The sequence below is a fragment of the Mycobacterium yunnanensis genome (assembly GCF_025823185.1).
Taxonomy (GTDB): domain Bacteria; phylum Actinomycetota; class Actinomycetes; order Mycobacteriales; family Mycobacteriaceae; genus Mycobacterium; species Mycobacterium yunnanensis.
Window position 1 is genome coordinate 441,224 of record NZ_JACKVK010000005.1, and the last position, 24,765, is coordinate 465,988.

General features: G+C 67.7%; 24 protein-coding genes. 9 read left to right on the forward strand and 15 right to left on the reverse strand.

Annotated elements, in window-relative coordinates:
• Positions 1-116: 116 nt before the first annotated feature.
• The 7 genes from H7K45_RS09375 to H7K45_RS09405 all read right to left on the reverse strand — a co-directional run bounded on the left by H7K45_RS09375 (position 117) and on the right by H7K45_RS09405 (position 6,307).
• Positions 117-1,640 carry an LCP family protein gene (locus H7K45_RS09375; protein ID WP_263995511.1) on the reverse strand — a complete coding sequence of 508 codons (1,524 nt, stop codon included), beginning with the start codon at positions 1,638-1,640 and terminating at the stop codon, positions 117-119.
• A 171-nt stretch (positions 1,641-1,811) separates the two neighbouring features.
• Positions 1,812-2,702 carry an undecaprenyl-diphosphate phosphatase gene (locus H7K45_RS09380; RefSeq protein WP_263995512.1) on the reverse strand — a complete coding sequence of 297 codons (891 nt, stop codon included), beginning with the start codon at positions 2,700-2,702 and terminating at the stop codon, positions 1,812-1,814.
• A gap of 57 nt (positions 2,703-2,759) precedes the next feature.
• The gene (locus tag H7K45_RS09385) at positions 2,760-3,047 is read right to left on the reverse strand and encodes a YggT family protein (RefSeq protein WP_263995513.1); all 288 of its coding nucleotides are present in this window, start codon (positions 3,045-3,047) and stop codon (positions 2,760-2,762) included.
• An 86-nt stretch (positions 3,048-3,133) separates the two neighbouring features.
• A complete protein-coding gene (locus H7K45_RS09390; RefSeq protein WP_263995514.1) occupies positions 3,134-3,454 on the reverse strand; it encodes a putative quinol monooxygenase in 321 nt (106 codons plus the stop codon).
• A 15-nt stretch (positions 3,455-3,469) separates the two neighbouring features.
• The gene (locus H7K45_RS09395) at positions 3,470-4,495 is read right to left on the reverse strand and encodes an NAD(P)-dependent alcohol dehydrogenase (protein WP_263995652.1); all 1,026 of its coding nucleotides are present in this window, start codon (positions 4,493-4,495) and stop codon (positions 3,470-3,472) included.
• Positions 4,496-4,500: 5 nt separating this feature from the next.
• Positions 4,501-5,256: a metal-sulfur cluster assembly factor gene (locus H7K45_RS09400; protein ID WP_263995515.1), complete on the reverse strand. Its 756-nt coding sequence runs from the start codon at positions 5,254-5,256 to the stop codon at positions 4,501-4,503.
• 1 nt (position 5,257) lies between these two features.
• A complete protein-coding gene (locus H7K45_RS09405) occupies positions 5,258-6,307 on the reverse strand; it encodes an amidohydrolase family protein (protein ID WP_263995516.1) in 1,050 nt (349 codons plus the stop codon).
• Positions 6,308-6,474: 167 nt separating this feature from the next.
• Between H7K45_RS09405 and H7K45_RS09410 the strand changes: the two genes are divergently transcribed.
• Complete coding sequence (locus H7K45_RS09410; RefSeq protein WP_263995517.1) at positions 6,475-7,956, forward strand: AAA-type ATPase lid domain-containing protein; 1,482 nt, start codon at positions 6,475-6,477, stop codon at positions 7,954-7,956.
• Positions 7,957-7,958: 2 nt separating this feature from the next.
• Here H7K45_RS09410 and H7K45_RS09415 read toward each other — a convergent pair whose 3' ends face one another.
• Positions 7,959-8,906 (reverse strand): cation diffusion facilitator family transporter, encoded by a 948-nt coding sequence (locus H7K45_RS09415; RefSeq protein ID WP_263995518.1) that lies wholly within the window; start codon positions 8,904-8,906, stop codon positions 7,959-7,961.
• A gap of 99 nt (positions 8,907-9,005) precedes the next feature.
• Between H7K45_RS09415 and H7K45_RS09420 the strand changes: the two genes are divergently transcribed.
• On the forward strand, positions 9,006-10,253 hold the full coding sequence (locus H7K45_RS09420) for a L,D-transpeptidase (protein ID WP_263995519.1): 1,248 nt from the start codon (positions 9,006-9,008) through the stop codon (positions 10,251-10,253).
• 10 nt (positions 10,254-10,263) lie between these two features.
• Here H7K45_RS09420 and H7K45_RS09425 read toward each other — a convergent pair whose 3' ends face one another.
• Together H7K45_RS09425 and H7K45_RS09430 are read right to left on the reverse strand one after the other, a co-directional pair.
• A complete protein-coding gene (locus H7K45_RS09425) occupies positions 10,264-10,599 on the reverse strand; it encodes a histone-like nucleoid-structuring protein Lsr2 (protein WP_263995520.1) in 336 nt (111 codons plus the stop codon).
• A 95-nt stretch (positions 10,600-10,694) separates the two neighbouring features.
• Positions 10,695-12,125, reverse strand: coding sequence for a neutral zinc metallopeptidase (locus tag H7K45_RS09430; RefSeq protein ID WP_263995521.1), 1,431 nt, complete (start codon positions 12,123-12,125; stop codon positions 10,695-10,697).
• Between the two features lie 107 nt (positions 12,126-12,232).
• Here H7K45_RS09430 and H7K45_RS09435 point away from each other — a divergent pair, with 107 nt between their 5' ends.
• The gene (locus tag H7K45_RS09435; protein WP_263995522.1) at positions 12,233-12,736 is read left to right on the forward strand and encodes a pyridoxamine 5'-phosphate oxidase family protein; all 504 of its coding nucleotides are present in this window, start codon (positions 12,233-12,235) and stop codon (positions 12,734-12,736) included.
• 26 nt (positions 12,737-12,762) lie between these two features.
• Here H7K45_RS09435 and H7K45_RS09440 read toward each other — a convergent pair whose 3' ends face one another.
• The 4 genes from H7K45_RS09440 to H7K45_RS09455 all read right to left on the reverse strand — a co-directional run bounded on the left by H7K45_RS09440 (position 12,763) and on the right by H7K45_RS09455 (position 15,126).
• Positions 12,763-13,074: a GNAT family N-acetyltransferase gene (locus H7K45_RS09440; protein ID WP_263995523.1), complete on the reverse strand. Its 312-nt coding sequence runs from the start codon at positions 13,072-13,074 to the stop codon at positions 12,763-12,765.
• Complete coding sequence (locus H7K45_RS09445) at positions 13,071-14,042, reverse strand: pirin family protein (protein ID WP_263995524.1); 972 nt, start codon at positions 14,040-14,042, stop codon at positions 13,071-13,073. Before H7K45_RS09445 ends, H7K45_RS09440 begins: the two co-directional genes overlap by 4 nt.
• Positions 14,039-14,488: an EVE domain-containing protein gene (locus tag H7K45_RS09450; RefSeq protein WP_263995525.1), complete on the reverse strand. Its 450-nt coding sequence runs from the start codon at positions 14,486-14,488 to the stop codon at positions 14,039-14,041. The genes H7K45_RS09445 and H7K45_RS09450 overlap by 4 nt, the downstream gene beginning before the upstream one ends.
• 305 nt (positions 14,489-14,793) lie before the next feature.
• Positions 14,794-15,126, reverse strand: a complete 333-nt coding sequence (locus tag H7K45_RS09455) for a WhiB family transcriptional regulator (protein ID WP_263995526.1) — start codon at positions 15,124-15,126, stop codon at positions 14,794-14,796.
• A gap of 336 nt (positions 15,127-15,462) precedes the next feature.
• Here H7K45_RS09455 and H7K45_RS09460 point away from each other — a divergent pair, with 336 nt between their 5' ends.
• Positions 15,463-16,212 (forward strand): helix-turn-helix domain-containing protein, encoded by a 750-nt coding sequence (locus H7K45_RS09460; RefSeq protein WP_263995527.1) that lies wholly within the window; start codon positions 15,463-15,465, stop codon positions 16,210-16,212.
• 1 nt (position 16,213) lies between these two features.
• On the opposite strand, the gene H7K45_RS09465 is transcribed toward H7K45_RS09460, so the two are convergent.
• Positions 16,214-17,572 (reverse strand): MinD/ParA family ATP-binding protein, encoded by a 1,359-nt coding sequence (locus H7K45_RS09465; protein ID WP_263995528.1) that lies wholly within the window; start codon positions 17,570-17,572, stop codon positions 16,214-16,216.
• A 530-nt stretch (positions 17,573-18,102) separates the two neighbouring features.
• On the opposite strand from H7K45_RS09465, the gene H7K45_RS09470 reads away from it, so the two are divergent.
• From H7K45_RS09470 to eccCa, 5 genes are read left to right on the forward strand one after another with little or no spacing between them, the layout of a single operon-like run.
• Positions 18,103-18,942: an ESX secretion-associated protein EspG gene (locus H7K45_RS09470; RefSeq protein ID WP_263995653.1), complete on the forward strand. Its 840-nt coding sequence runs from the start codon at positions 18,103-18,105 to the stop codon at positions 18,940-18,942.
• A 16-nt stretch (positions 18,943-18,958) separates the two neighbouring features.
• A complete protein-coding gene (locus tag H7K45_RS09475) occupies positions 18,959-19,348 on the forward strand; it encodes a DUF2694 domain-containing protein (RefSeq protein ID WP_263995529.1) in 390 nt (129 codons plus the stop codon).
• Positions 19,341-21,062, forward strand: coding sequence for a type VII secretion AAA-ATPase EccA (gene eccA, locus H7K45_RS09480; RefSeq protein ID WP_263995530.1), 1,722 nt, complete (start codon positions 19,341-19,343; stop codon positions 21,060-21,062). The genes H7K45_RS09475 and eccA overlap by 8 nt, the downstream gene beginning before the upstream one ends.
• 3 nt (positions 21,063-21,065) lie before the next feature.
• Positions 21,066-22,538, forward strand: a complete 1,473-nt coding sequence (eccB, locus tag H7K45_RS09485; RefSeq protein ID WP_263995531.1) for a type VII secretion protein EccB — start codon at positions 21,066-21,068, stop codon at positions 22,536-22,538.
• The gene (gene eccCa, locus H7K45_RS09490) at positions 22,535-24,757 is read left to right on the forward strand and encodes a type VII secretion protein EccCa (RefSeq protein WP_263995532.1); all 2,223 of its coding nucleotides are present in this window, start codon (positions 22,535-22,537) and stop codon (positions 24,755-24,757) included. Before eccB ends, eccCa begins: the two co-directional genes overlap by 4 nt.
• The last annotated feature ends 8 nt before the right edge of the window (positions 24,758-24,765 follow it).

A 24,765-nucleotide genomic window follows, 5' to 3' on the forward strand; every position in this document is an offset into this window, starting at 1 on the left:
CAGTGGCGCTAGTAGGTCACATACCGCGAAGAATTCTCGAACGGTGACGATGAGCGCGCGGAGGTGGAACCCAACTCGGCGAGTGCGCTCTGTCTCGAGATCAGCTGTTCGAATAGCTAATTCACACAGGGGATTCCGCTGCCGCTGATCGGCAGCCCTTGGTCCGGGGCGGGGTCGTCGGAGCTGCCGACGTCGATGCCCAGCGCCTCGCCGCCCGACGGTGCCGTTGCCATGCTCGCGACGGCGGTGGGCAGGGAGTATCCGTCGCCGAGGACCACCCTGACGTGCCCTGCGGTCAGGTCGGCGGCAGGCTGCGGCGGGGTGCCGATGTCGAGCACCGACGCGACGGCCTGCGCCGACGGTTCGCCACCCACGCCGTACTCGACGGCGGTCGCCGTCGTCTCGCCCGCCGCGCCAAGGCTTAAGTCGCCTTCGCGATATCCCTTGTGCGTCAAGATGTCCGACGCCTCGGTGGCCAGTCCGCGGACGCCGCTGGCATTGACTACGTCCACGGTGACCTCGGAGGCCGGGACCGGTGCCGGCGTGGCGGCCGCCGACGGGTCGGCGAAGGTCGTCGTCACCAGTGAGCGAATCGCCTCCGGGTCGACGATGTTGACGTCCTGGCCGTTGACCACGTCGTAGCGGATCACCGGCAGCGTTTGATAGTGCACCTGCTCACCGGAGAGCCCGCCGATGCGCTGGAACAGGCTTTGGTCCCATCCGCTGGAGAGCACCAAATCCTTGCGGGCGACACCCATCAACGAATTGAGCTTGCCCACGTCGCTGAAGGATCCCGAATCCTGGAGCTGGCGGATGACGGCGATCAGGAACGCCTGCTGGCGGTGCGTACGGTCGAGGTCGCCGTTGTCGAGGCCGTGCCGCTGCCGCACGAATGCCAGCGCCTGCTGGGCGTCGAGAGTCTGGCGCCCGGCGGGGAAGTCAGCGCCGGAGTAGTCGTCGTGCACCGCGTGGTTGAGGCACACCTCGACACCGCCCAGGCTCTCGGCCACGTCGTAGAAGCCGGCGAGGTTCACCTCGGCGAAGTAATCGATCGGCACGCCGGTCAGCGACCGCACCACCGCCAGGGTGGCCTTGCGGCCTGCCTCGCGGCCCTGCTTCTCCAGGGTGGCCTGATCGGTCTCGCCGTCGTCGACGAGCTTCTGCTCCTCGTCGGCCTTCGTCAGACCGTACGCCTCTTTGATCTTGATGTGGCTGTACCCCGGGACGATCCCCTTCACGCTGACGTAGTCGTCGCGGGGTATGGAGAACGCCTCGACGCTGCCGTCCTCGGCCAGGTGCACCAGGATCAGCGTGTTGGTGTTGTAGCCGCCGGAGTCGGAATCGCCGGCGTGCAGCTGGTCGAGGACGTTCTGCGGCAGGTCGTCGCCGTTCTGGTCCTTGCGGGAGTCCAGACCGATCAACAGGATGTTGACCGCGGTTCCGGTGGAGTGCGGGGCGTCCGCCCCAAGGGCCTGCGAGACGGTGATGCCACTGAGCATGCCGTGCAGGGTCCACCAGCCGAAGCCGGTCGTCGCCACGACGACGGCCGTGAGGAGGGCCAGTCCGCCGCGCATCAACCTTCGCGCGCTCGAGCGGGGACCGCCGGCAGGCGGCATCAGGTGACGCGCACGCTCACCCATCACCGCCACCTTCGATTGACCGCCGCCTCCCACCATCCGGGAAGAACCTCGTGGCGCGGCTGTGGGGGTGGTCTGAATCAACCCCGGCGCATACGCGCGCCACGCCGAACGCCCGGCTCAGGATACGTGGACCCCTCCGGCCGTCGCCAGTCGACGAGTGGGCGGCTGCCCTCACCGCAGCGTGAGCCAGAGCAAGCTGCCTGCGCCGGCGACGACGCAATAGATTGCGAACGGCGTCATGGTGCGGGTGTGGAAGTACTTGGTCAAGAAACGCACGGCCAGATAGGCACTGACGAATGACGCGACGCTGCCCGCCAGTACCTGCCCGTGGATTCCGGAACCCAACGGGCCGAACAAGTCTGGGACCTTCAGCACGCCCGCGGCGAGGATGACCGGCGTTGCCAGCAGGAACGAGAACCGAGCGGCCTCGTCATGGGTGAGCCCGCGGAGCAAACCTGCGGTCATGGTGACGCCCGATCGGCTGATGCCAGGAAGCAGGGCCAACGTTTGCGCGGCCCCGATGAGCGCACCACGTGCCAACGGCGTGCGGGCGAGGCTCTCATCCGTGCCGGCGTCCGCCGTGGCGGTCGCCACGCCGCCGTCGCGCCGTCTGCGCAGCCGCTCTCCGGCATATAGGACGACGCCGTTGACCACGAGGAATGCGGCGGCGGGAACGGGTTTGCCCAGGGTCGTGCGGAAGGTGTGTTCGAGCGCCAGACCGACGAGGCCGACGGGGACCGTGCCGACGATGATCAGCCAGGCCAGGCGTTCACCGGTGGTCTCGATGCGTCGGTACCGCACCGAGGTGACGAAGCCGGTGACGATTTGCACCCAGTCCCGCCAGAAGAACAGAAGCAGCGCGGCCGCGGTCGCCACGTGCAGACCGACGATGAACGCGAGGTACGGCGACTCCGGCGCCGACACGTCCAGATCGGTGGCCCACCGCCCCCCGATCAACGCGGGCACCAGCACCGAGTGCCCGAGGCTGGAGACGGGGAACAATTCCGTGACGCCCTGGAGCAGACCGACGACGGTCGCTTCGAGATAGCTCAGACTGCTCACCGGGAGATGATGGCGGGCGCTCCTGGGAGTTTGCTGACGGTCTGCGCCGCGCTCGGGTCAGAACGGGATGACCGCGGGCACCACGGCGCGAAGGATCAGCACCGCGACGAATACGACGGTGAAGGCGAGGTCGATCGACACCGACCCCACCCGGACGGGTCTCAGCACGCGCCGCACGGGGGCCAGCACGGGTTCGGTGATCCCGTGGGTCACCCTGCGCGCCTGGTACATGCTGGCGCCGCCACCGGCCTGGGGGGACAGCATCCCGACCCAGTCGACGACCATCCTGGCGATCAGGACGATCTCGAACAGCAACAGCGCGAAACTCAGCAGGCTGGCGACCATCGCACACTCCCTTCCCTCTCAGGAGCCTGCGCCGCGTCCATGAGGAGCGGCTGACGGGTTCCTGAGAGGGGCCCGAGAAAGTGCCGTCAGACCGTGATTTCGCCCATCTCGCCCCAGCCGTCGGCGCCGACGGAGTCACTGATGATCAGCGGCGTCGACGCCAAGACGCTCGGAGCCATGGCGACGAACTTCTTGAAGTGCTCACTGTTGACGTGCTCACCACCGGCGTCACCGTCGCGGAACCCCTCCACCAACACGTATTCGCCGGGGTCGTCCACACTGCGCGACCACTCGAAGAACAGGTTGCCCGGTTCGTTGCGGGTGGCCTCGGTGAACTCGGCGACCACGCTGGGGAAGTCCTCGACGTGCTCGGGCTTCGGGGTCCACTTGACGACGATGAAGATCATGGCAGATCAGTCCTCCTACGGGATCAGGATGGCGCGTCCGCGAACGTTGCCATTGTCGAGATCGGTGATGGCCGACTGGAACTCGTCCAGCGGATACTTCTGCGTGTGCAGGTTGACCTTGCCGCGGGCGGCGAGAGCCATCAGGTCGCACAGGTCGTTGTAGGACCCGACGAGGTTGCCGATGAAGTTGATCTCGCTGGAGACGATGTCGATGGTGGGCACGTCGATGTTCTCGCCGTACCCGACGACGTAGTAGTCACCCGCACCGCGCAGCATGGCCACGCCCTCCGCGGTGGCGCCACCCTCGCCGACGAAGTCGACGACGGCCTCGGCACCGTTGCCGCCGGTGAGGTCGAGCACCTGCTGCACGTGACTGCCGTCGGCCGCCACACCATGGTCGGCGCCGATCGCCTCGGCGAGCTTGAGCGCCTCCGGATTGCGGTCGACGACGATCAGTTCGGCCGGGGACAACGACTTCAGAACTTGAATTCCGATGTGGCCCAGGCCGCCTGCGCCGATGATGACGACGCGGTCGCGCGGAGTCAGCTTTCGAGCCGCCTTGGCCGCGGCGTGGTAGGCAGTCAGGCCGGCGTCGGCCAGCGCGGCCACGTCGGACGGCTCCAGCGAGTCGTCGATCTTCACCACGCTGCGTGCCGAGGTCTTCAAGTACTCGGCGTACCCGCCGTTCGTGTCGATGCCGGGGAACTGATTCGCTTCGCAGTGCACGTCGTCGCCAGAACGGCACGCCCGGCACAGCCCGCAGGTGATAAGGGGATGGACGATCACCTTGTCACCCTCGGCGACGTTGGTGACCGCCGAGCCGACGGCCTCCACCCAGCCGGCGTTCTCGTGGCCGATGGTGTACGGCAGCTGCACCTGCGACTTCTCGGCCCACTGGCCTTCCAGGATGTGCAGGTCGGTGCGGCACACGCCCGCACCGCCGATCTTCACGATGACGTCGAACGGGCCCTGCGGCGTGGGCTTCTCGACCTCTGCCATCTCCAGGTTCTGGTGGTAGCCGACGACCTGGACGGCCTTCATCCTGCTCATTGAAATGCGTTCCTTCCCGAGAATGTCAGTTCGAGATCCGTTGTTGCCGAGAGGCTTTCGCTGCCACCGTCGACGTACCGCGTACGTAGCAGGCCTCGGCAGAAGTGGGCGTTGCCCTCTATCGAGATCCTGGTGGAGCGGGCGCGCCGCAACGCCGTCGGAACGGCGTCGGAGGGATACCCGTTGCCGACGTGGTCGACCATCACCAAATCCTCTGCTGTGCATGGCAATCCGATGGCGGCCCGTCGTCGAAGCAGCGAATCGCGAACGGCGTCGTCAGGTAGATCGGCGATGCGGACCCGCCCGAGCTCCTCGACCGGGCGCGCCGGGTCGGCGCGTAGCAGCGCGGTCAGGCAGCGCTCCATTGCCGCGGTGTGCGCCTTGCGCTGGAACGTCAGTCGCAGATCCTCCAGGCCGTCGTCCGCCTCGTGCCGGAAGGTGCCGCGGTACCCGGCGTCGGCGGCCAGGCCGGTGTTGATGATCTCCGAGTCGTGGTGGTCGTCCAGTTCGACGGTCACCTCGTTCGTCCAATCCAGAGCCACCAGAACGTCCTTCGCGTCCGACGCCATCAGGTAGGCGAAGTTGGGCGCGCAGAACGAGGTCGGGAGGCGCAGGTGCACTTCGACGTCACCGTTGCCGTCGACGTCGACCGTGTGCACGAAGCCCAAGTCGGTGATCGGCTCGTCGAGCTCGGGATCGATGACGACGTCGAGGGCGCGCAAGACGTCGTCGCGCAGGTACGCCCGGTCCACGTCATGCCCCCACGAGGTGATCTGCGGTCTCGTCGGCGCCGCGCGGTCCGACGGCCGGTTCGTCGGCGTCGGCGAGCTGCAGCTCGGCCGGCACCGGGATGTCGTACATCTTCGCCGCGTTGAGGCCGAGGATCTTCTTCTTCTGGTCGGTGGTGATCGGCGCGTACTCGGCGAGCTCGGCGGGGATCTGGAAGTCGACGAAGGCTTCGACCAGCCAGCGTGGCGTCCAGATCGCGTAGTCCGACGAGAACTGGATGCGATCCTCACCGATCCAGTACAGGAGCTCACCCATGATCTGGCCGAAGTACTTCGGGCGGGTGTGGATGAACGGCATCGCGACGGCCAGGCCGGCGTGCACGTTCGGCTCCTGCGTGGCGATCCAGCAGAAGTCTTCCAATCGCGGCAGCCCGCAGTGCTCGACGATGAAGTTCAGGTCGGTGAAGTCCGACGCCACGTGATCGATGTCGGCGACGTCGAACGCGTCACGGTCCAGCGGCCGGATGGTCGGGCCCTTGTGCACGTGGATGTTCGTCACCCCGAGCTCTCGGCAGGCCTCGAAGTATCGGTAGGCCCACGGATCGGTCAGGCTCCAGCCGCGGGACTCGCCGTGCCACTCGGCGGTGTAGAGCTTCACGCCCTTGAGGCCGAACTTGGCGGCGTCCTCGCGGAACTGGTCGAGGCCGGCCTCGCCGTTGCGGGGGTCGAAGTTGTGGTTGTAGGTCAGCTTGTCGGGATGCTTCTTGGCCAGCTCGGAGGCTTCGTCGGTCTGCCCGAAGCCCTTGTAGTAGAACTCCCCGAGGTGGGCGGGCTGGAAGATGGCGTGGTCGACGTACCCGTCGGTGAACAGGTCCTTCATCAGGCGCTCGCCGCCCTGATACAGGTAGTCCTCGTAACTCCAGACCTCGGATTCCGGCGAGAGGTTGCGGTGGTAGTCGTAGAAGCAGTCGATGAACTGCTTGCCGTGGATGTTGCGCTGGTTCTCCGGCCGGGCGTCCCACAGGGCGACGTGAGCGTCGACGATGAAGTAGCTGTTGCCGTCCTTGCGATACACGAGGTCTCCCTAAAGTCCGTGAGTGGTGTGAGGGCTGTCACATCAACTGACCGGAGCCTAGGGACGGTGTTCGCTCTGGACGAGGCGCTCGGCGTCTCAATCTGAGACTGCAGACCGAACGCCGCGCGTTCCCGATCCGGCACGCTGCTTGTAACGTGGATCACAGCGTGAGTGACGGCCTACCCGATCGAATGAAGCTGCATCACCTGCAGCATCGCGAGGCACCCGAGGTGCCCCGGCGCCTGTTGGCGTCCTGGGAGCGCAGCGAGGGCTATGGCGTGCCGTCCGACAGCGTCGAACCGGTCTTCACCGGCACCGACCATCTGGATTCGCTGTTCGCCGAGTGCGGCAACGAAGTGCTCCTCGACCTGCACCGGACCCTCGACGGCGAGCCGGTCAGCATGATGCTGACCGACGCCGACGGGGTGGTGCTGAGCCGGATGAGCGGTGACCACGGGCTGCTGCGAGCCCTCGACGACGTTCATCTCGCGCCGGGCTTCGCCTACGCCGAACGCGACGTCGGCACCAACGGACTGGGCCTCGCGTTGGCCGACCGGGCGCCGACGTTGGTCCGCGCCGACCAGCATTACGCGATGAACCTGTGCACGTTCACCTGCGCGGCCGTCCCCGTCCTGGACGCCTCCACCGGCCGGCTGGAGGGGTGCGTCAACCTGACCACCTGGTCGCAATCATCGAGTGAGCTACTCCTCGCGCTGGCCCGGTCGGCCGCGAGCAACACCGCCGCGCTGATGCTGGCGAGGTCGAACGGACGTCGTCCCCGTCAGACGCCGCGTGGGCAGGTCTTCAGGGTGGAGATGCCGCGACTAGAGCCGGGTTCCGGGAGCCTGCACGACCTGTCGGAGTCCTGGAACGCCGCGGTGTCGACCGCGGAGCGGGCCATGGCCGCGGGCAGTGTGGTCGCCGCCATCGGCGAACCCGGGTCGGGGCGCGCGACGCTGCTGGCCCAGGCCGCGCGGCATACCTACCCGCGGGACCGGATCCTCTCGGCCAGCGCCCCTGGAGACTCCGACGTCCAGACCTGGTTGGGCCTCTGGACCCCCGAGCTCGGCAAGGAACACACCGCGGTGGTCGTGCGCGACGTCGACGCGCTGCCGACGTGGGTGGCCGACCAACTCCGGGATCTGGTGATCCGGTCCAGCCGTGAGGCCAGGGTGCCGTTCGCCGTCACCGCGGAGCGCTTCGAGGACATCCCGTCGGCGTTGGCGGGTCTCGTCGACGCCGTCGTCGAGGTCCCGCCGCTGCGGGACCGACCGGAGGACGTGTTGCCGCTCGCCGCGCACATCGCCAAGCGTGCGCGCGGCCGTGACGTCGCCGTCAGCCCGGCGGCGGCTCGAGCGCTGCAGAGTCACGGGTGGCCGGGAAACGTCGACCAACTGGCGCGCGTCGTGGCCCACGCGGCCAATCGCAACGACGTGGTCGACGTCGGCAGCCTGCCGCCGGAGGTGCTCGCCGGCCCGTCGCGGAACCTGTCCCGCATCGAGGCCTTCGAGCGGGGCGAGATCATCAGGGTGCTGTCGGCCCGCAGTGCGCCGACCATGGCGGAGGCCGCCCGCGAACTCGGGATGAGCCGGGCGACGTTGTACCGCAAGATAAGTCAGTACGGCATCCGGGTGCCGCGCTCGACGTAGCGCTAACTGCGGTAGGACTGACCGTGCGGCTCGGCGCAGTGCTCGTCGGGGTCGTCGGCGCACACGTGGTCGACCTGCAGGGTGGTGTGGTCGATGTGGTGCCGTTCGAGCAGGATCCGTTCGAGCTCGCCGCGGATGGCGTGACAATCGGCGCCGTCGCCGACGATGACGTGCGCGGACAGGGCCGCCTCACCCGAGGTGATCTGCCAGATGTGCAGATCGTGCACCTCGACCACGGCGCCGACCTCGACTAGTTCGGCCCCGACTACCGCGGGGTCGACGCCCTCGGGAGCGGCCTCGAGGAAGATGCGTCCGCTGGCGCGCACCAGACCCCAGCCGGCCTTGACCATGAGGGCCGCGACGAGCAACGCGGCGATCGCGTCGGCGCGGGCGAAGCCGGTGAGCCAGACGACGGCGCCGGCGACCGCGGTGGCGATGAACGCGTAGAGGTCGTTGAGGATGTGTTGGTAGGCGCCCTCGACGTTGAGACTGGACCGGTTGGCGCGGCTGATGCACCAGGTGGCGGCGACGTTGACGGCGATGCCTACCAGCGCGGTGACGAACACCAGCAGGCCCTCCACCTCGCCTGGGTCGACGAGTCGGCGGATGCCTTCGACGACGAAGTAGGCGGCCAGCAGGAGCAGCGTGATGCCGTTGGCCTGGGCGGAGAGGATCTCCGCGCGCTTGAGGCCGTAGGTGTAGCCGCCGCGCGCGGGTCGGGCGGCGAGCCGAATGGCGATCAGCGCCAAGACGATCGACACGGCGTCGGTGAGCATGTGGCCGGCGTCGGAGATCAGGGCGAGTGAGCCTGCGATGACGCCGACGACGACTTCGGCAGCCATGAAGCCGACGATCAGGATCAGCGCCAGTGTCAACCACTTTCGATCGGCGTCGGCCGAGACACCATGGGAGTGTCCGCCGGGCCCGTGATCGTGTGAGCTCTCTGCCATGCAGGGAGCATACATCGACACATGCGAATATTGGAATGTATGCGTCGGCTCCATCTACTATGCTGCTACGTAGATGCTGTGCCGACCGGAGACGTGCCCGTGACCCCCCTACGCCGACGCCGCGCCGCGTTGCCCACCCTGATCGCCGTCGTGGCCGCATTGGCCGTCGTGACAGGCGACGGTTTCCGCCCGGATTCCCCCGACGGCACCGCCACGCCCGCCGAGCCGATCGCCACGGCCGAGCCACCCCGGCTGGCGTTGTATCCACCGACGGGGGCCCGCGACGTCGTCCCCGCCGACGCACCCTGGGTGGCCGCTCACTCCGGCACGTTGACCGAGGTGCGGCTGGTCAACGAGGAGGGTAGGACGATCGAGGGAGCCATGACCGCCGACGCGACGGCGTGGCGGCCCGCGGTGCCTCTCGGATACGGACGTACCTACACGCTCACGGCCACCGGCCAGGGCACCGACGCCACCGTCACCACGAAGACGACCCGCTTCTCCACGGTCGTGCCCCAACGGCAGACCGGCGTCACGCTGACCACCACCTCGGGAGCCGAATTGCGGGACGGCGCAACGTATGGCGTGGGAACGGTGATCGTCGCGCGCTTCGACGCGCCCATCGTCGACCGGCCCGCCGCGGAGCGCCGGATGAACGTCATGACCGACCCGCCCGTGGTCGGGGCGTGGTCCTGGGTCGACGACCGCAAGGCACACTGGCGTCCGCGGGAGTACTTCCCGCCCAACACCGCCGTCCGCGTCGCGGCGGGTCTCTACGGCACCGAGCTCGGCCAGGGTCTCTACGGTCAAGAGGACAGCAGCGTCGGCTTCACGATTGGGCGCTCCCACGTGACCATCGCCGACGACCTCACCAAGCAGGTCAGCGTGTACGACGGCGGAAAGCTCGTCAGGACCATGCCGACCTCGATGGGCCGCGGCGGCACCGAAACCGTGGGCGGCAAGACGATTCACTTCTGGACCCAGCGCGGTGTCTACACGGTGATGGACAAGGCCAACCCGGTGATGATGGATTCCTCGACCTACGGGCTACCGGTGGAGTCGGCGTCCGGCTACCGGATCAGCGTGCCGTACGCCACGCGAATCAGCCCCGACGGGATCTACCTCCACGAACGGGAGGCGACGGTGTGGGCTCAGGGCAACACCAACGTCTCGGCGGGGTGTCTGAATCTCAGCGCCGAGGACGCTCGCTGGTTCTACGAATTCTCTGAACCGGGGGACGTCGTCGAGGTCCGCAACACCGGCGGCGAGGCGCTGGAGAGATGGCAGAACGGTGACTGGAGCGTGCCCTGGCGAGAATGGCTGCAGGGCAGCACCCTTCGCGGCTGACGCCTCGGCGTCACTTCTCGGCGGTCGACCGCGTCCGGTAGGCGTCGATGACCTCGGACCGCAGGCGGCCACGCGGGCCGACGTCTAAGCCGTTGTCCATGGCCCACTTTCGGGCCTTGGTCGACTCCGAGGAATCGTTCTTGGGCTGCTGTGCGCTCTTCGCGCGGCGGCTCGACGCCCGGCGGCTGGCCTCGATCCAGCCACTCATGGTCTTTCGCAGCTTGGCGGCGTTCTTCTCCGAGAGGTCGATTTCGTATCGGGAACCGTCGATGGTGAACGTCACCGTCTCCGACGCAGCGGTTCCGTCGATGTCGTCGACCCATTCGACGACGGTCTTCTTTGCCACTGGCCGCCAACCCTCCTCGCACTCTTGGTGTTACCGGGAACGAACATCATGATAGCCAACGATGCCGTGGCCAAGGGCCACCATCTCCTGAAGCTTTACTTGAAGCGGTTGTAGCAAAGATCTGCGTCGCCGCCCAGGCCGGACCGAAACGCCACGATTCGGGTGAATCCGGCTGGCACCGTCTCGCCGTCGACGTTGCTCGCCACCATGCCGTTGGTCAACAGACCTGCCACCGCCTCGTCGAGATCCCCGGCGGTCAAGCTCAATGCCAGTCCCTTGTCCTCGGACATCGCACTCTGCGCGACCCCGGTCAGGCAGGCCGTCCGCAACGCGGCGGCGGCGGTGTCGAGCGGCGTGTCGCGCTCGTGCTCGACCGCCAGCACATAGCGCGATGTCACGACCGACAGCGCGGTGTCGTCACCTTGGAGCAGGGTGTAGTCCTCACGGTCGGACGGCTTGCCCATCTCCGCCAGCGTGGCGACGTCGGCGTAAACGGTGTTGCTGGCTGGGCAGTACGACGCCGCTGGGCCGGGTTTGGCGTCGGAGCACTGTGGCGTGTCGAACGACAGTTTGGGCGGGTTGGCCGGCTTGAACACCGTGCCGAGCACGTCGACGAGGGAGGTGAGCACGTCCTCGGTCACCGTGACGTCGCCGGAGATCGGCTCGTCGCCAGTCTGCGCGGGGAGCGTCAACGGCAAATCCCCACGCCGCTGGGTGATCTCGTTCATGTCGATCTTGCCGCACTCCGCAGCCCCCGAGGTGAAGCCCATCTGGAAGGCGCTGATGCGGTCGAGGGCGGTGCCGTGACCCTGCTCCAGATACGGTGCGTCGTCGGCGGCGTAGGTCGGGTCACGGAGCGTGAGCACCCCGGCCAGAACGTGATTGAGGCCGTCGCCGGTGCTGAGCTGAAAGCGCCGCGACTTGCCCTCGGCCACCCATCGGACGTAGGTACCCGCCAGGCAGTCGGCCTGTTGCTCACTGACCAGCGTGCTGGTGTGGTCGTCGGCGATGTGTGCCATGTCCTGCACGGCGTGCCCGTACTCGTGGGCGAGCAGGGCGGCGATCGACGTGTCGCCGAAGAATTGCTGGCCGAGTGGCACCAACACGCCACGGTCCCAGGCGATGAGGTGATCCGGCGGGCAGAACAACGCGTTGGGGTTGTCATAGGTCTGCCCCCCGCAGATCTCCGGACTCGACGGGCTCTCCGAATTGAAGGACTCCAGATCCGTTATCGCGCTGAAGGATCCGTCGAACGAGTCGGCGTAGTTCTTCTCCCAGAACTCCGTCACGTCGTTGACCCCGAGAGTGGCCAACTTGTCGGCGTCGCCGCCGTCGGTGCCCGTGACGTCGCCCTCGGGGGCCGGGGCGTCCGCTCGGATCCCGCTGGGGCCGTCCTCGGCGGGCAGACCGCCGGCGCGGAATGGATCGTAGAGCGGTGAGACGGCCACACCGGCGGTGGTCGTCGCGCAGCCGGCGACCAGCAGTGCCACGGCCGCCGCGATCAGCGCCGCCTTCAGTCCGCCCATTGGTTCACGTCTCGTTTCGTCAACGCACTCGGTGATCACACGAAAGGGCGAGGGTATAACGGCGGCCCGGTGGGTGCTCAGGTCGCAAGCCCTGGTAGGGATACCGGATGGGCAAGAACGAACGTTCGAAGATCGTGATGAGCGACGACGAGATCGTCGAGTTCGTCGAGCGCAGCCGCACGGCGACCCTGGCGACGCTGTCCGCCGACGGCAGACCGCATCTGGTCGCCATGTGGTACGCCGTGGTCGACGGGGACATCTGGTTCGAGACCAAGGCGAAGTCGCAGAAGGCGGTGAACCTTCGCCGCGATCCCCGCCTCACCGTCATGATCGAGGACGGCCACACCTACGACACGCTGCGCGGAGTGTCCTTCGACGGCCAGGCGCACATCGTCGACGACGACCCGGAACTGCTACTGCGCGTGGGGATCAGCGTCTGGGAGCGCTACACCGGTCCGTACAGCCACGACATGAAGCCGTTCGTGGATCAGATGATGCACAACCGGATCGCCGTCCGACTGGACGCCACCAGGACGCGTAGTTGGGATCACCGCAAGCTGGGCATGGGCGAGATGCCGGTGGCGGGGTCGACGGCGCAGTACTTGAGCTGAGGCTCCCGCGTCGCGTCGATCGGCGATCAGGATGCGTCGGTGATGTCCTGGTACTCGGGGTGCTTGTCGATGTAGTTGGCGACCATGGAGCAGGCCGGCACCACGCGCAGACCTGCTTCCTTCGTGGACCGCAACGCCTCGGCGACCAGGATCGTCGCCAGCCCGCGTCCCTGATACGTGGGATCCACCTCGGTGTGCGGGAAGGTGCGACGACCGTCGCCGTCGAAGAACTCGGCGAAGCCGGCTTGCTTGCCGTCGACGGCGATTACGAAGCGATCGGACTCGGCGGTGACGGTGGCTTCCGCACCGGTCTTGTCGGTGGTGCTGGCGGCGGTCATCGATCTCCTTTGGTCAGCTGGTTGGCACGGGGCCGCAGCGTCGAGTTGGGTAGCGGCGGGGCCGACAATCGGCTACCCGGGTAGCCGCTGACCGAACCGAATCGGTCGTCGTGCCGCTCCCACTCTCGACGGTATTCGACGATCTCGTCGTGGGTTCGGCCGACGAAGTTCCACCACATGACCAGTTCCTCACCGAAGGGGAGACCCCCGAGGAGCAGCATCCGCGCCGGGGTGTCGCCGCCGTTGGTGAGCCGGACGACGTCGTGGCCCGGTGACTGAAACCAGAGGTCGGCCACGTCGAGAGGCGTGTCGCCGGCGCGCACGTCGCCCTGGTCGAGCAGGACGCCGTGTTCGAAGGCCGGGTCGACCGTCAACTCGACCGTGCCGGCCGGCGCCAGGTCGACCTGGGCGCCCAGCAGAGGGGTGAAGGTGTGCACCGGAGAACGGACCCCGTCGAGTTCGCCGAGGAACACCCGGACGTCGGCGTCGCCCATGGTGTGGGCGGCCGGCGCGAAGTGGGCGAAGTCGCGATCGGTGTGCCGGTCGGCGTCGGGCAGGGCCACCCACAGCTGCACGCCGTGCAGGATGGGTGCGGTGGGCTGCGACACCTCGGAGTGGCAGATGCCTGCGCCCGCCGTCATCAAGTTGAGCTCGCCCGGGCGCACGACGGCACGCACGCCGGCGCTGTCGCGGTGCTCGATCTCGCCGCTGAACAGCCAGCTGACGGTCTGCAGTCCGGTGTGTGGATGTGGTGGGACGTCCATGCCCGCGCTCGTTCGAACGTCATGCGGGCCGTAGTGGTCGGCGAAACACCACGCACCGATCAGCGACCGTTCGCGCTGCGGCAAGGTGCGGCGCACCCGAATCGCCCGAGGACCTCCGAGTGGCACCTCTCGCGGGTGCAGGACACCGGTGAATCGCGAGGCACCGCAGGCGACGTGCTCGGGCGCGGCCTCGGTGTTGCTCACCCCGTCAGAGTAGCTCCGGGCGGGGTCGTCGACCCCGTCATGGCCGCGCGGATCAACTCGAAGTCGCCGACGTCGATCTTGAAGACACCGAAGCGAAAGCGATAACCCCACTGGGCCTTGACCTCGATGAAGTCGAGCTCGTCGATCAGTGGACGGATCGGAGTCTCGACGCATGGCAGGAACTCGACCCGGCGCCGCCACGGCTGAAACTGCGGGTCGAAGTCCTCCTGGTAGACCTCGTCGTCGACGACCCGGCCAATGGCAGTGAACGACTGCAGGGGCGCGCCGTCGGGATAGTCGGTCTTGGGCGAGTAGAAGACGATCCAATCGTCGCGGGCCATCCGCCGCAACATGTGCGGCTTGCCGTGGTTGGCCTGGGTGAAGCCCCCGGCCACGCCTCGCACCACATGGCCTCGGCTGACGGTGTTGATCCAGTAGGTGGTCATGTCGGTGAAGCTACGAGTGGCTGCCGACGAATTTGCGGGCGGAAGTCGGAGTCATCCACAGTCCGGACTCGATGCACAGGCCCAACGTGCCCCAGAAAACCCAAAGCCGCCGATGCGAGTGCATCAGCGGCTTAGGCGACGGTACCGCCATGGCGCCTCACGGCAAGTGGTCGCTCTAGGCGACGAATTTAGTTGGTACCCGGGGCATGAGCGGCACCGTCACGAAGAGTCTAACCGCTCAGGGGCCCTTGAGTATTCCGAACCGGCGACCCCTCGACGCCGATTCTTCGTGACTCAGCCGTTGATCAGGCAGATTCCAGGAACTGTTCGACGAAGATTCGCCGAGCGCGAACGGGATAGCCGTGGCGCTCGGCCAGTTCGCGAAGCTGACGCAGGGCGTGACCGCGGCCGCGGCCGGCTTCTGGCACCACGATGCCTGCCCACAAACCCTCGGCCTTCGGCAGTTCGACAGCCTCGCGTGCGCATGCCCACCGGCGCGGGCAGGTCCGACAGATCGCCTTCGCGTCCTCGTCGGCAACGGTCGTCCATCGCTCCGGATCCTTGGTGCATTCGCCGAGTGGTAGTCCGTCCAACCCGACGGGGTTCGTCGCCGCCAGTCCAATCCGGGAAGCCTGCATGTCGTACTCCTCTCTCCGGCGTCGCCGTCCGGGGCGTCGCAATGGGGAGAATGTATAGCACTAAACCGTAGCAATGCAACAGTTCAAACCGAAGCAGTTCGGCGGGGCCGCTGCGGAACGTCCGGTGTCGCCAGGTCGCGGACGGACCCATATTCGACTGTGACTACCGCTCAACTGGGAGAACGCAACCGCTGCCACCAAGCCGTCGTCATTTCCCGTCTTGACCGCCAGCCGTAGCGATGAGACAGTTCAGGGGGTCAACCGAAGCGGTCGGAGACGACTGCTACGGTCAGCGGGGCCGTCAAACCATCGCAGCTCGACGAGGACCAAGCAGAGATGACCATCCCGGCGGAGGCGGACGACGACGCCACGATCGTGGACCCGGGCATGGCCCGAGCCGGAGCAGCAGCGGCTGCCCGCCGGCGTGAACTGGACATCTCACAGCGCAGCCTGGCCGCCGACGGCATCATCAACGCCGGCGCCCTGATCGCATTCGAGAAGGGCCGAAGCTGGCCGCGCGACAAGACCCGGGCGAAGCTCGAAGAAGTCCTTCGGTGGCCTCCCGGCACGATCAATCGGCTGCGCGCCGGCGCACCCACGGCGGAGCCCGAGCCCACGGCGGTCGGACGTCGGGACGCGGCCGCTGGTGACGAGGGCTCGCTCATCGCCGAAGCCGTGGTGGCCGCGGCCAATGCCCTTGGCTCCACGGTCGACGCACTGCCACCCGTCGACGACCCCGACTTCATCGCGCGGGTCTCTGCGATCCTGGCCGATCTCCGGCAACTCGAGGCCGTGGCGGCGCGCGCGACGAGGATCGGTCGCGTCACCCCCGCCCTGATCCGCGCGCTCAGCACGGTCCGGCGACGGATGGACGAGCTGACCATGCGGGCTGCAGTTGCCAAGGGCGCCACGCTTGGTCAGCGCCTCTATGCCGCGCGTCGCACCGCCAACCTCACCATCGATGAGACCGCCCAAGCCGCGGGCGTCGAGGAGGACGTCATCGTCCGCCTCGAGTCGGAGCAGACGGTTCCAGAGACCGCAGTCGCCGCCGTCGAGGCATTGATCGGGCAGCTCGACTGGAGCTGAATCAGCGGCGGTCCCGGTTCCGGTCGTCGGTGGTGGGGAAGTGCTCGGCCAGCGCGGCGGCGACCTCGACGAACTTGCGGCGGGTGGGCTCGGACATCACGGCCGTGCCGTCGATGACCCCGCCCGGTCGAAGGTGGGGGTCGAACGGGACCTCGACCACCACTTGGCCCTGGCCGGCGAACTGCTGGGCAAGGATCGCCCTGGTTCGCTTGTCGGCATGCCCGTCGGAATCGTTGAGCACCACGACCGTGCGTCGCAGCAGATTGGTCAGCCCGCGGTTGGCCAGCCAATCCAGCGTCTGACCGGCCGCCGCCGCACCGTCGACCCAGGGTGACGAGACCACCACCAACGCGTCGAGGTCTCGCAGCACCTCCTGGGTGACCGGCGTGTCCATCGTCGAGCTGCAGTCGACGATCGTGATGGAGAAGTAGCGGTCCAACCGAGCGGTGGCTTCGCGATAGATGGCCGGGTCGAGCACTCGCCGGCGCGCCGGGCTCGCCTCGCCCGCCAAGACGAACAGCCCGGCGGAGTTGTTGCCGACCCGGCTGCGCACGTCGGCGAACGTCTCGAGGTGCTGATCGGCCGCCAGCTCCCAATAGGAGCCCATGGCCTTCGGGTCGACACGGCTGCCGAGCTTGCCAAAGGCGGTGTCTGCGTCCACCGCGACGACGCGGTCCTCCTGGCGTAGTTCGGCGAACACCGAGCCGATGCTGGCCGACACGGTGGTCTTGCCCACGCCGCCCTTGCCCATCACGCCAACCTTGTAATGGCCGCGCATGACGACCTTGACGCGGGCCTCGAGCTCGGCGAGGCGGATCTCCTGTGGCGACGGGCCGGGGTTGACGAGTCCGAAGGTCAGCCGGTGCACCGCGCGCCGCCACCCCGACGCGGGGACGGGGCGCCGGGGTCGAACCAAGTCGTCGGCGCGGATCCGGTCGGCGTACGACGCGGGGGGAGCCGACGGCGCGAGGCGGGGATCCGGCCCTGGGGGCTGGCCCGGCCACGTGCCGTACGGGGGCGGCGGGCCGGGTGGCGGCGGGCCGGGCCGCTGGGGTGGACCCTGGTGCCAGGTCGGAGGCGGTTGCTGCGGCTGCGGCGGCCACTGCGGCGGTGGCGGGCCCTGCGGTGGCGGGCCCTGGGGTGGTGGTCCCTGCGGTGGTGGTCCCTGGGGCGGGCCGAACCGTTGCGGCTCGCGTGGTGGTGGTGGCGACGATTCGGGCAGGTCGACGGGCGGCCGCGGTGGCAGCGGAGCGGTGGCGGAGGTAAAGGTTTGTGGTGGGTCGGGATTGGGCTCGTAGTCCGAGTCCTCTGGTCCGGTCCAGCCCAGTTCCCTGCGCAGGGCATCGTCGCGATCGCTCACGGCACCATGCTCCTTCCCGTGTCCCACACGACGCGCCAGCCGGCTTCGGAGTCCAGTATCAACCACCCGGCGAGGACGCGACCGTGGCGTCGAGCCCCGCCGGATTCGTCACGCTGCCTAGCAAACGATCGGTCGGCGAACTCAGACGACGGGGTTCGAGCCGGCGCACGGCACGAATCCGACCTTGTTGCAAGCGCTGCCGCCGGGGTCCGAGGCTTCGCCCGTCTCGGCCCGGGGCGACGGACGCCAGGCCGGTCGGTTCGCGTGAATCGTCATAGACACAGTTCAACGGTGGTTAAAGGACGGATTCAACCGATCCGTGGCGGCGTCAATTAGTGCACCGGGGATGCCGAAACCGCTGGTAGCCTCATATCCAGTGGGGGACTGGGATCTGACCATCGCATCGGTGGCCGACGGGTCGTCGGCAAATCTCGGCGGGGCGCACTGCACGACCGTGATCACGTCGAGGCGGGCACTCGTCCCGACCCCCGGACCGACGTACAGGTGAAGGGAGTGGACCGACCGTGACGATGCCCACCGGCAGCCGTGGCACGCACGTCGACGACGTCGTCGCCGTGGAAGTGACGATCGACGGCATGCTCGTCATCGCCGACCGGCTCCACATGATGGAGTTCCCGCCGGCACTCGGCATCCGCCCCAACATCCCGCAGCTCGAACTGCGGGACATCGTCTGGGCACAGGTCGCCCGCGATCTCACCGACCAGGGCGTGCTGGACTTCTACGGGGCACCGCATCCCGAGGTCGCGGCCATGGTCGACACGTTGAGCCGTGCCGACCGCACCCTCGAGGGCCGTTGGTGGCGGCGTGAATTGGGCAAGATGGTCCGCTTCGCGGTCTGCCGCAAGGGCGACCGTCACGTCATCGCCGCGCGCGACGGCGACATGATCGTGCTGCAACGCATCGCGCCGCAGGTCGGACTCGCCGGCATGGTGACGGCGGTGCTGGGCACCGCGTCCCCCGCCGACGTCGAACCGCTCACCGGCGTGGCGAGCCAACTCGGGCAGTCCACGACGGCCAATCAACTCGCCCAGTTCGGCATCGACCCGCCGTCGGCCAGGTTGTACGCCGAGATCACCGCGGCGCCGAGCAGCTGGGTGGAGATCACCGCCAACGAGCGTCACCCCGGTGGCACCTACACCCAGTCCGAGGTCGCGGCCGGTGTCCTGGACTCCCGCCAGGGCCGGATCGTGTCGTTGCCCCGCCGCGTCAACGGCGAGTTGTACGGAAGCTTCTTGCCAGGCACCAACGAGAACCTTCAGCGGGCCCTCGACGGCCTCATGGAGTTCCTGCCCTCGAAGGCCTGGTTCGACAAGAAGCCGCTCGACTTCGACGCCCACCTTGCGGATTGAGAAGGGCCATCACGTGATGGACGACTCTTGGCCGCGAGACGAGGACGAGCCGGGTACCGACGACGGCGACGAGCACCCGACCTTCACCGTCACCAATCCGTCCGGCACGGTCACCGTGTCCGCGTTCACGGACGGCGGCGTCCACCGAATCGACCTAGCGCAGGAAGTGATCTCGATGACCGAAGCCGATCTCGCGGAGGAGATCGTCGTCATCGCCGGACTCGCCACTCAGGACGCGAGGGCCGCGCAGTACGTCCACGTCCTCGACGGGATGCGGCAGCAGGGCCACGACGACGCCGCCACCCGTGACTTCCTCTCCAGAGACCTCGACCTGCCGTCGCCGGAAGACGCCAGTGCCGCTCGCGCACGCGCCTTCGCGACGCGGTATGCAGGTGACCATGAATGAGCACCTGAGCGCGCTCTTTGGCAGCGCCGTCGGCATGCTGCCCACCGCGCCAAACCGATCCATGCAGATGTTCACCGAGATCACCGCCGTCGACGACACGGCGTGTGACGCCTGGGTCGGCCGCATCCGCTGCGGCGACTCCGACCGCGCAACCCTGTTTCGCGCGTGGTACTCGCGGGGCAGCTTCGGACAGCTGGCAGGTGCCGCCGAGGTCTCCATGAACGTGCTCGAGGCACGCGTCGAGATCGGTGGAATGTTCGGCAACATCACCTATCCGGTGAACTCGCCGCTGTCGCTGACGCTGGGCTTCGCCGTCAACGAGGCATTGCTCGGCAACTACGCCGACGCGATGGAGGCGCTGGAATCCGTCCATCCCGGCGGGGCCGATCACCTGGTGGCGTGGGCCAAGGCGGTGGTCTACGGCGCGGCCGAGCGGTGGACCGACGTCATCGACGAGGTGCGGGGGGCCAGCGCGTGGCCCGACAAGTTCCTGGGGGCGGCCGCGAGCGTCGCGCACGGCGTCGCGGCCGCCAACCTCGGGCTGTTCAACGAGGCCGAGCGTCGGCTGACCGAGGCCAACTCCTCACCGGCCGGTGAGGCCTGCGGGCTGGCCATCGCGTGGTATCTGGCGATGACGCGGCGCAGCCTCGGCAACGAAGAGTCCGCCGTCGTGCTGCTCGAATGGCTGCAGGCGACGCATTCGGAGCCCAAGGTCACCGCTGCGCTGCGGGACCCGGGTTACCGGCTCGCCACGACGTCGGCCGAGAAGATCGCCGCTCGCCGAGATCCGTGGGACCCCAGCAGTGTGGTGGCCGACAACTCCGGACGTGAGCGGCTGCTCGCCGAGGCCCAAGCCGAGCTGGACCGCCAGATCGGTCTCAGCCGGGTCAAGGAGCAGATCGAGAGATACCGCGCCGCAACGCAAATGGCGAAGGTACGGGCCGCCAGAGGAATGAAGGTGGCTCAGCAGTCCAAGCACATCATCTTCACCGGACCGCCGGGGACGGGCAAGACGACGATCGCGCGAGTGGTGGCCAACATCCTGGCCGGTCTCGGTGTGATCGCCGAACCCAAGCTCGTCGAGACCTCCAGAAAGGACTTCGTCGCCGAGTACGAGGGGCAGTCCTCGGTCAAGACGTCACGCACCATCGACCGCGCCGTCGGAGGAGTGCTCTTCATCGACGAGGCCTACACGCTGGTGCAGGAACGCGACGGACGGGCCGACCCGTTCGGCACCGAGGCACTGGACACGCTCTTGGCGCGGATGGAGAACGACCGCGACCGCCTCGTGGTGATCATCGCGGGCTACCCCAACGACATCGACCGGCTCTTGGAGACCAACGACGGTCTGCGGTCGCGGTTCTCGACTCGAATCGAATTCGACTCCTACGGTCCGGACGAGATCGTCGAGATCGCCAAGGTCCTTGCCCAGAACAACGACTCGACGCTCAGCGAGGAGGCGACCAAGCGTGTGCTGGCCGCGGCGACCCTGCTCAGCCAGCGGTCGCTCAACGGCAAGCCGGCGCTCGACATCGCAGGCAACGGCCGCTACGCCCGGCAGCTGGTGGAGGCCGGCGAGCAGAGCCGCGACATGAGGTTGGCCAGGTCCATGGACTTCGAGAGCCTCGGCGTGGATCAGCTCAGCGAGATCGACGGAGACGACATGGCCGGCGCCATCGAGGCCGTCCACAGCCGACTGAACATCGGCGACTGACCCATGGCAGGGTTCCGGTTGACCACCAAGGTCCAGGTCAGCGGCTGGCGCTTCCTGCTGCGGCGCGTCGAGCACGCGATCGTGCGTCGCGATACGCGCATGTTCGACGATCCGCTCCAGTTCTACAGTCGCGCAGTGTCTCTCGGCATCGTCATCGCGGTGTTGATCTGTCTGGGTGCCGCCCTGCTGGCCTACTTCAAACCGCTGGGCAAGAGTGGCGGCGACACCCTGCTGGTCGACCGGAACACCAACCAGCTCTACGTCGTCATGCCCGGCAACGGCCAGTTGCGACCGGTCTACAACCTGACCTCGGCGCGATTGGTCCTCGGCAACGCCGGCATGCCGAAGGCAGTGAAGTCCGAGGAACTCGACCGTATGCCCAAGGGACAGCCGATCGGCATTCCTGGTGCTCCCTATGCGACACCCGTTGCCGGCGTGGCCGAGTCGAGCTGGACTCTGTGCGACACCGTGACCAAGGCCGAGAGCGTCGCGCCCGTCGTCGCGACGTCGATCATCGTGCTGCCGCTCGTCACCGACTCCTCCGTCGCCCCGATGACGCCCGGGCAGGGAATGCTGGTGTCGTTCCAAGACCGGGATTGGCTCGTCACGTCCACCGGCCGGCACGCCATCGACCTGTCCGACCGCGCCGTCACCTCGGCGGTGGGCATCCCGGTGACCGCGAAGTCGACGCCAATCTCGGAGGGTCTCTACAACGCGCTTCCGAACGCTGGTCCGTGGATGCTGCCGCAGGTGCCCGCTGCCGGTGCACCCAATACCCTTGGGCTGCCTGCCAACCTGGTCATCGGATCGATCTTCCAGACCGTGTCCGATTCGGGCGCCCAGCAGTACGTCGTGCTGCCCGACGGCGTGGCCAAGGTCAACGACACCACCGCCGCGGCGTTGCGGGCGTCGAACTCCTATGGGCTGATCTCCCCGCCGTCGGTGGAGTCCAGCGTCGTCGCCAAGATCGCCGAGCAGGTGTTCACCTCACCGCTGCCTGCGACGCCGCTGCAGATGCTCCTGCGTGAAGACGCGCCTGCGCTGTGCTGGTCGTGGCAGCGGGCACCGGGTGACCAGTCACCCAAGGTCTCGGTCATCGCCGGCAGGCACCTGCCGATCGCCGCCTCGGCGATGACCACCGGTATCGACCAAATCGGCGGTGACGCAACGGTGTACATCGCCGGCGGCCAGTACGTTCAGCTGCAGTCCCCGGACCCGCGCTATGGCGAGAGCCTGTACTACATCGATCCCCAGGGTGTGCGGTACGGCATTCCCAACCAGGACACGGCGAACAAGCTGGGCCTGACCACCCCGCTGACCGCGCCGTGGCAGGTCGTGGGTCTGCTGGTCGACGGTCCGGTGCTGTCCAAGGAGGCCGCGTTGCTCGAACACGACACGCTGCCACCGGATCCCGACCCCAGGAAGATTCCCGACGGAAGGCAACCCGTGGTGGCGGGGGCCGGAGGTGGCTCGTGACGACGCGAAAGTTCACGCCGATCATCAAGCGCGGGCCGCGGCTCACGCCTGGTGAGATCAACGTGACCCCACCGGATGACCTCGGGGTCGAGATCCCCCCGTCGGGCGTCCAGAAGATCCTTCCGTACGTCATGGGTGGCGGCATGCTCGGCATGATCGCGATCATGATCTTCACCGGCATCCGCCAGCTGTCGCCGTACATGCTGATGATGCCGCTGATGATGATCATGGGGACCGTCGGCTTCATGGCCGGTGGCGGCCCGGGCGGAAAGAAGGTGCCCGAGATCAACGCCGACCGCAAGGAATACCTGCGGTACCTCGCCGGCCTCCGCACGCGCGTCACGTCGTCGGCGGCCGCGCAGGTCGCCTTCTTCAACTATCACGCCCCGCATCCCGACGACCTGTTGTCGATCATCGGAAGCAACCGCCAATGGTCGCGAACGTCCAACGCCGACTTCTTCGCGGCCACCCGCATCGGCGTCGGCCTCGAGGCAGCCGTCGACCGGCTGCTCAAGCCGAACGTCGGCGGTGAACTCGCGGGCCCGCAGGCCGCGCCGCAGCCCCACCTGGAACCCGTCAGCCACATGTGGGTGACGAAGTTCCTCCGTACGCACGGGCTCATCCACGATTGCCCGAAACTCGTTCAGCTGCGGTCGTTTCCGACGATCGCCGTCGGTGGCGACCCCGGCGGTGCAGCCGCACTGCTACGCGCCATGATCTGCCACTTGGCCGTCTTCCATCCGCCGGACCTCTTGCAGATCCGGGTGCTGACCGACGATCCGGAAGATCCCGACTGGGCCTGGTTGAAGTGGCTGCCACACGTGCAGCATCAGACCGACACCGACGCCGCGGGTGCCGTACGGCTGGTGTTCACCCGACCCGACGGACTGGCGGATCTGACTGCGCGCGGCCCACATTCGGCCGATTCGGCGCCCACCGGACCCTACGTCGTCGTCGTCGACCTCACCGGTGGGCGGGCGGGGTTCCCGATGGACGGGCGTGCCGGCGTCACGGTCATCACCCTGGGCAACCATCGGTCGGCCTACCGCATCCGGGTGGCCGCCGACGGCACGGCCGACGACAAGCTGCCCAATCTGAACTTTCGCCTGATCACCAGCACCTGCGACCGGATGACGCCCGGCCAGGCCGGACGCATTGCGCGCAAGCTCGCCGGCTGGTCGATCACCGGGACGATCATCGACAAGACCACGCGCGTACAGAAGAAGGTAGCCACCGAGTGGCACCAACTGGTCGGCGCGCAAAGCGTGGAGGAGGTCACGCCGTCCAGGTGGCGGATGTTCACCGACCTCGACCGCGACCGGCTTCGCATTCCCTTCGGCCACGAGCTCAAGACGGGCGAGATTCAGTACCTCGACATCAAGGAGGGCGCCGAATTCGGTGCAGGTCCGCACGGGATGCTGATTGGCACCACCGGTTCGGGCAAGTCGGAATTCCTTCGTACGCTCATCCTTTCGCTGGCCGCGACGCATCACCCAGACCAGGTGAACCTGCTGCTGACCGACTTCAAGGGCGGTTCGACGTTCCTCGGCATGGAGAAGCTGCCCCACACCGCGGCGGTGGTCACCAACATGGAGGAGGAGGCCGAGCTGGTCAGCCGCATGGGCGAGGTGCTCTCCGGCGAGCTCGACCGCCGCCAGTCGATCCTGCGTCAAGCCGGGATCCAGGTCGGTGCAGCGGGTGCCCTGTCCGGCGTAGCCGAATACGAGAAGCACCGTGAGCGCGGCGCCGATCTCGCCCCGTTGCCGACGCTGTTCGTCGTCGTCGACGAGTTCGCCGAGCTGCTGCAGAACCACCCGGACTTCATTGCGCTCTTCGACCGGATCTGTCGGGTCGGTCGCTCGCTGCGAGTGCACCTGCTGCTCGCCACGCAGTCCTTGAACACCGGTGGCGTCCGGATCGACAAGCTCGAACCGAACCTGACCTACCGCATCGCGCTTCGGACGACGAGCTCGGCGGAGTCCAAGGCGGTGATCGGAACGCCCGAGGCGCAGTACATCACCAACGCCGAGAGCGGCGTCGGCTTCCTGCGAGTGGGCATGGAGGACCCGGTCAAGTTCCGCAGCGTGTTCACCGGAACCACCTACGTTCCCGCGTCCTCGGAATCCGACGCCGTGGCCGCCCCAAAGCACGCGGCCCAGAGTCCGCTGCGGATCCGGCCGTTCACGGCCACGCCCATTCCGGAGCCGGTGATCTCGTGACTTCACGA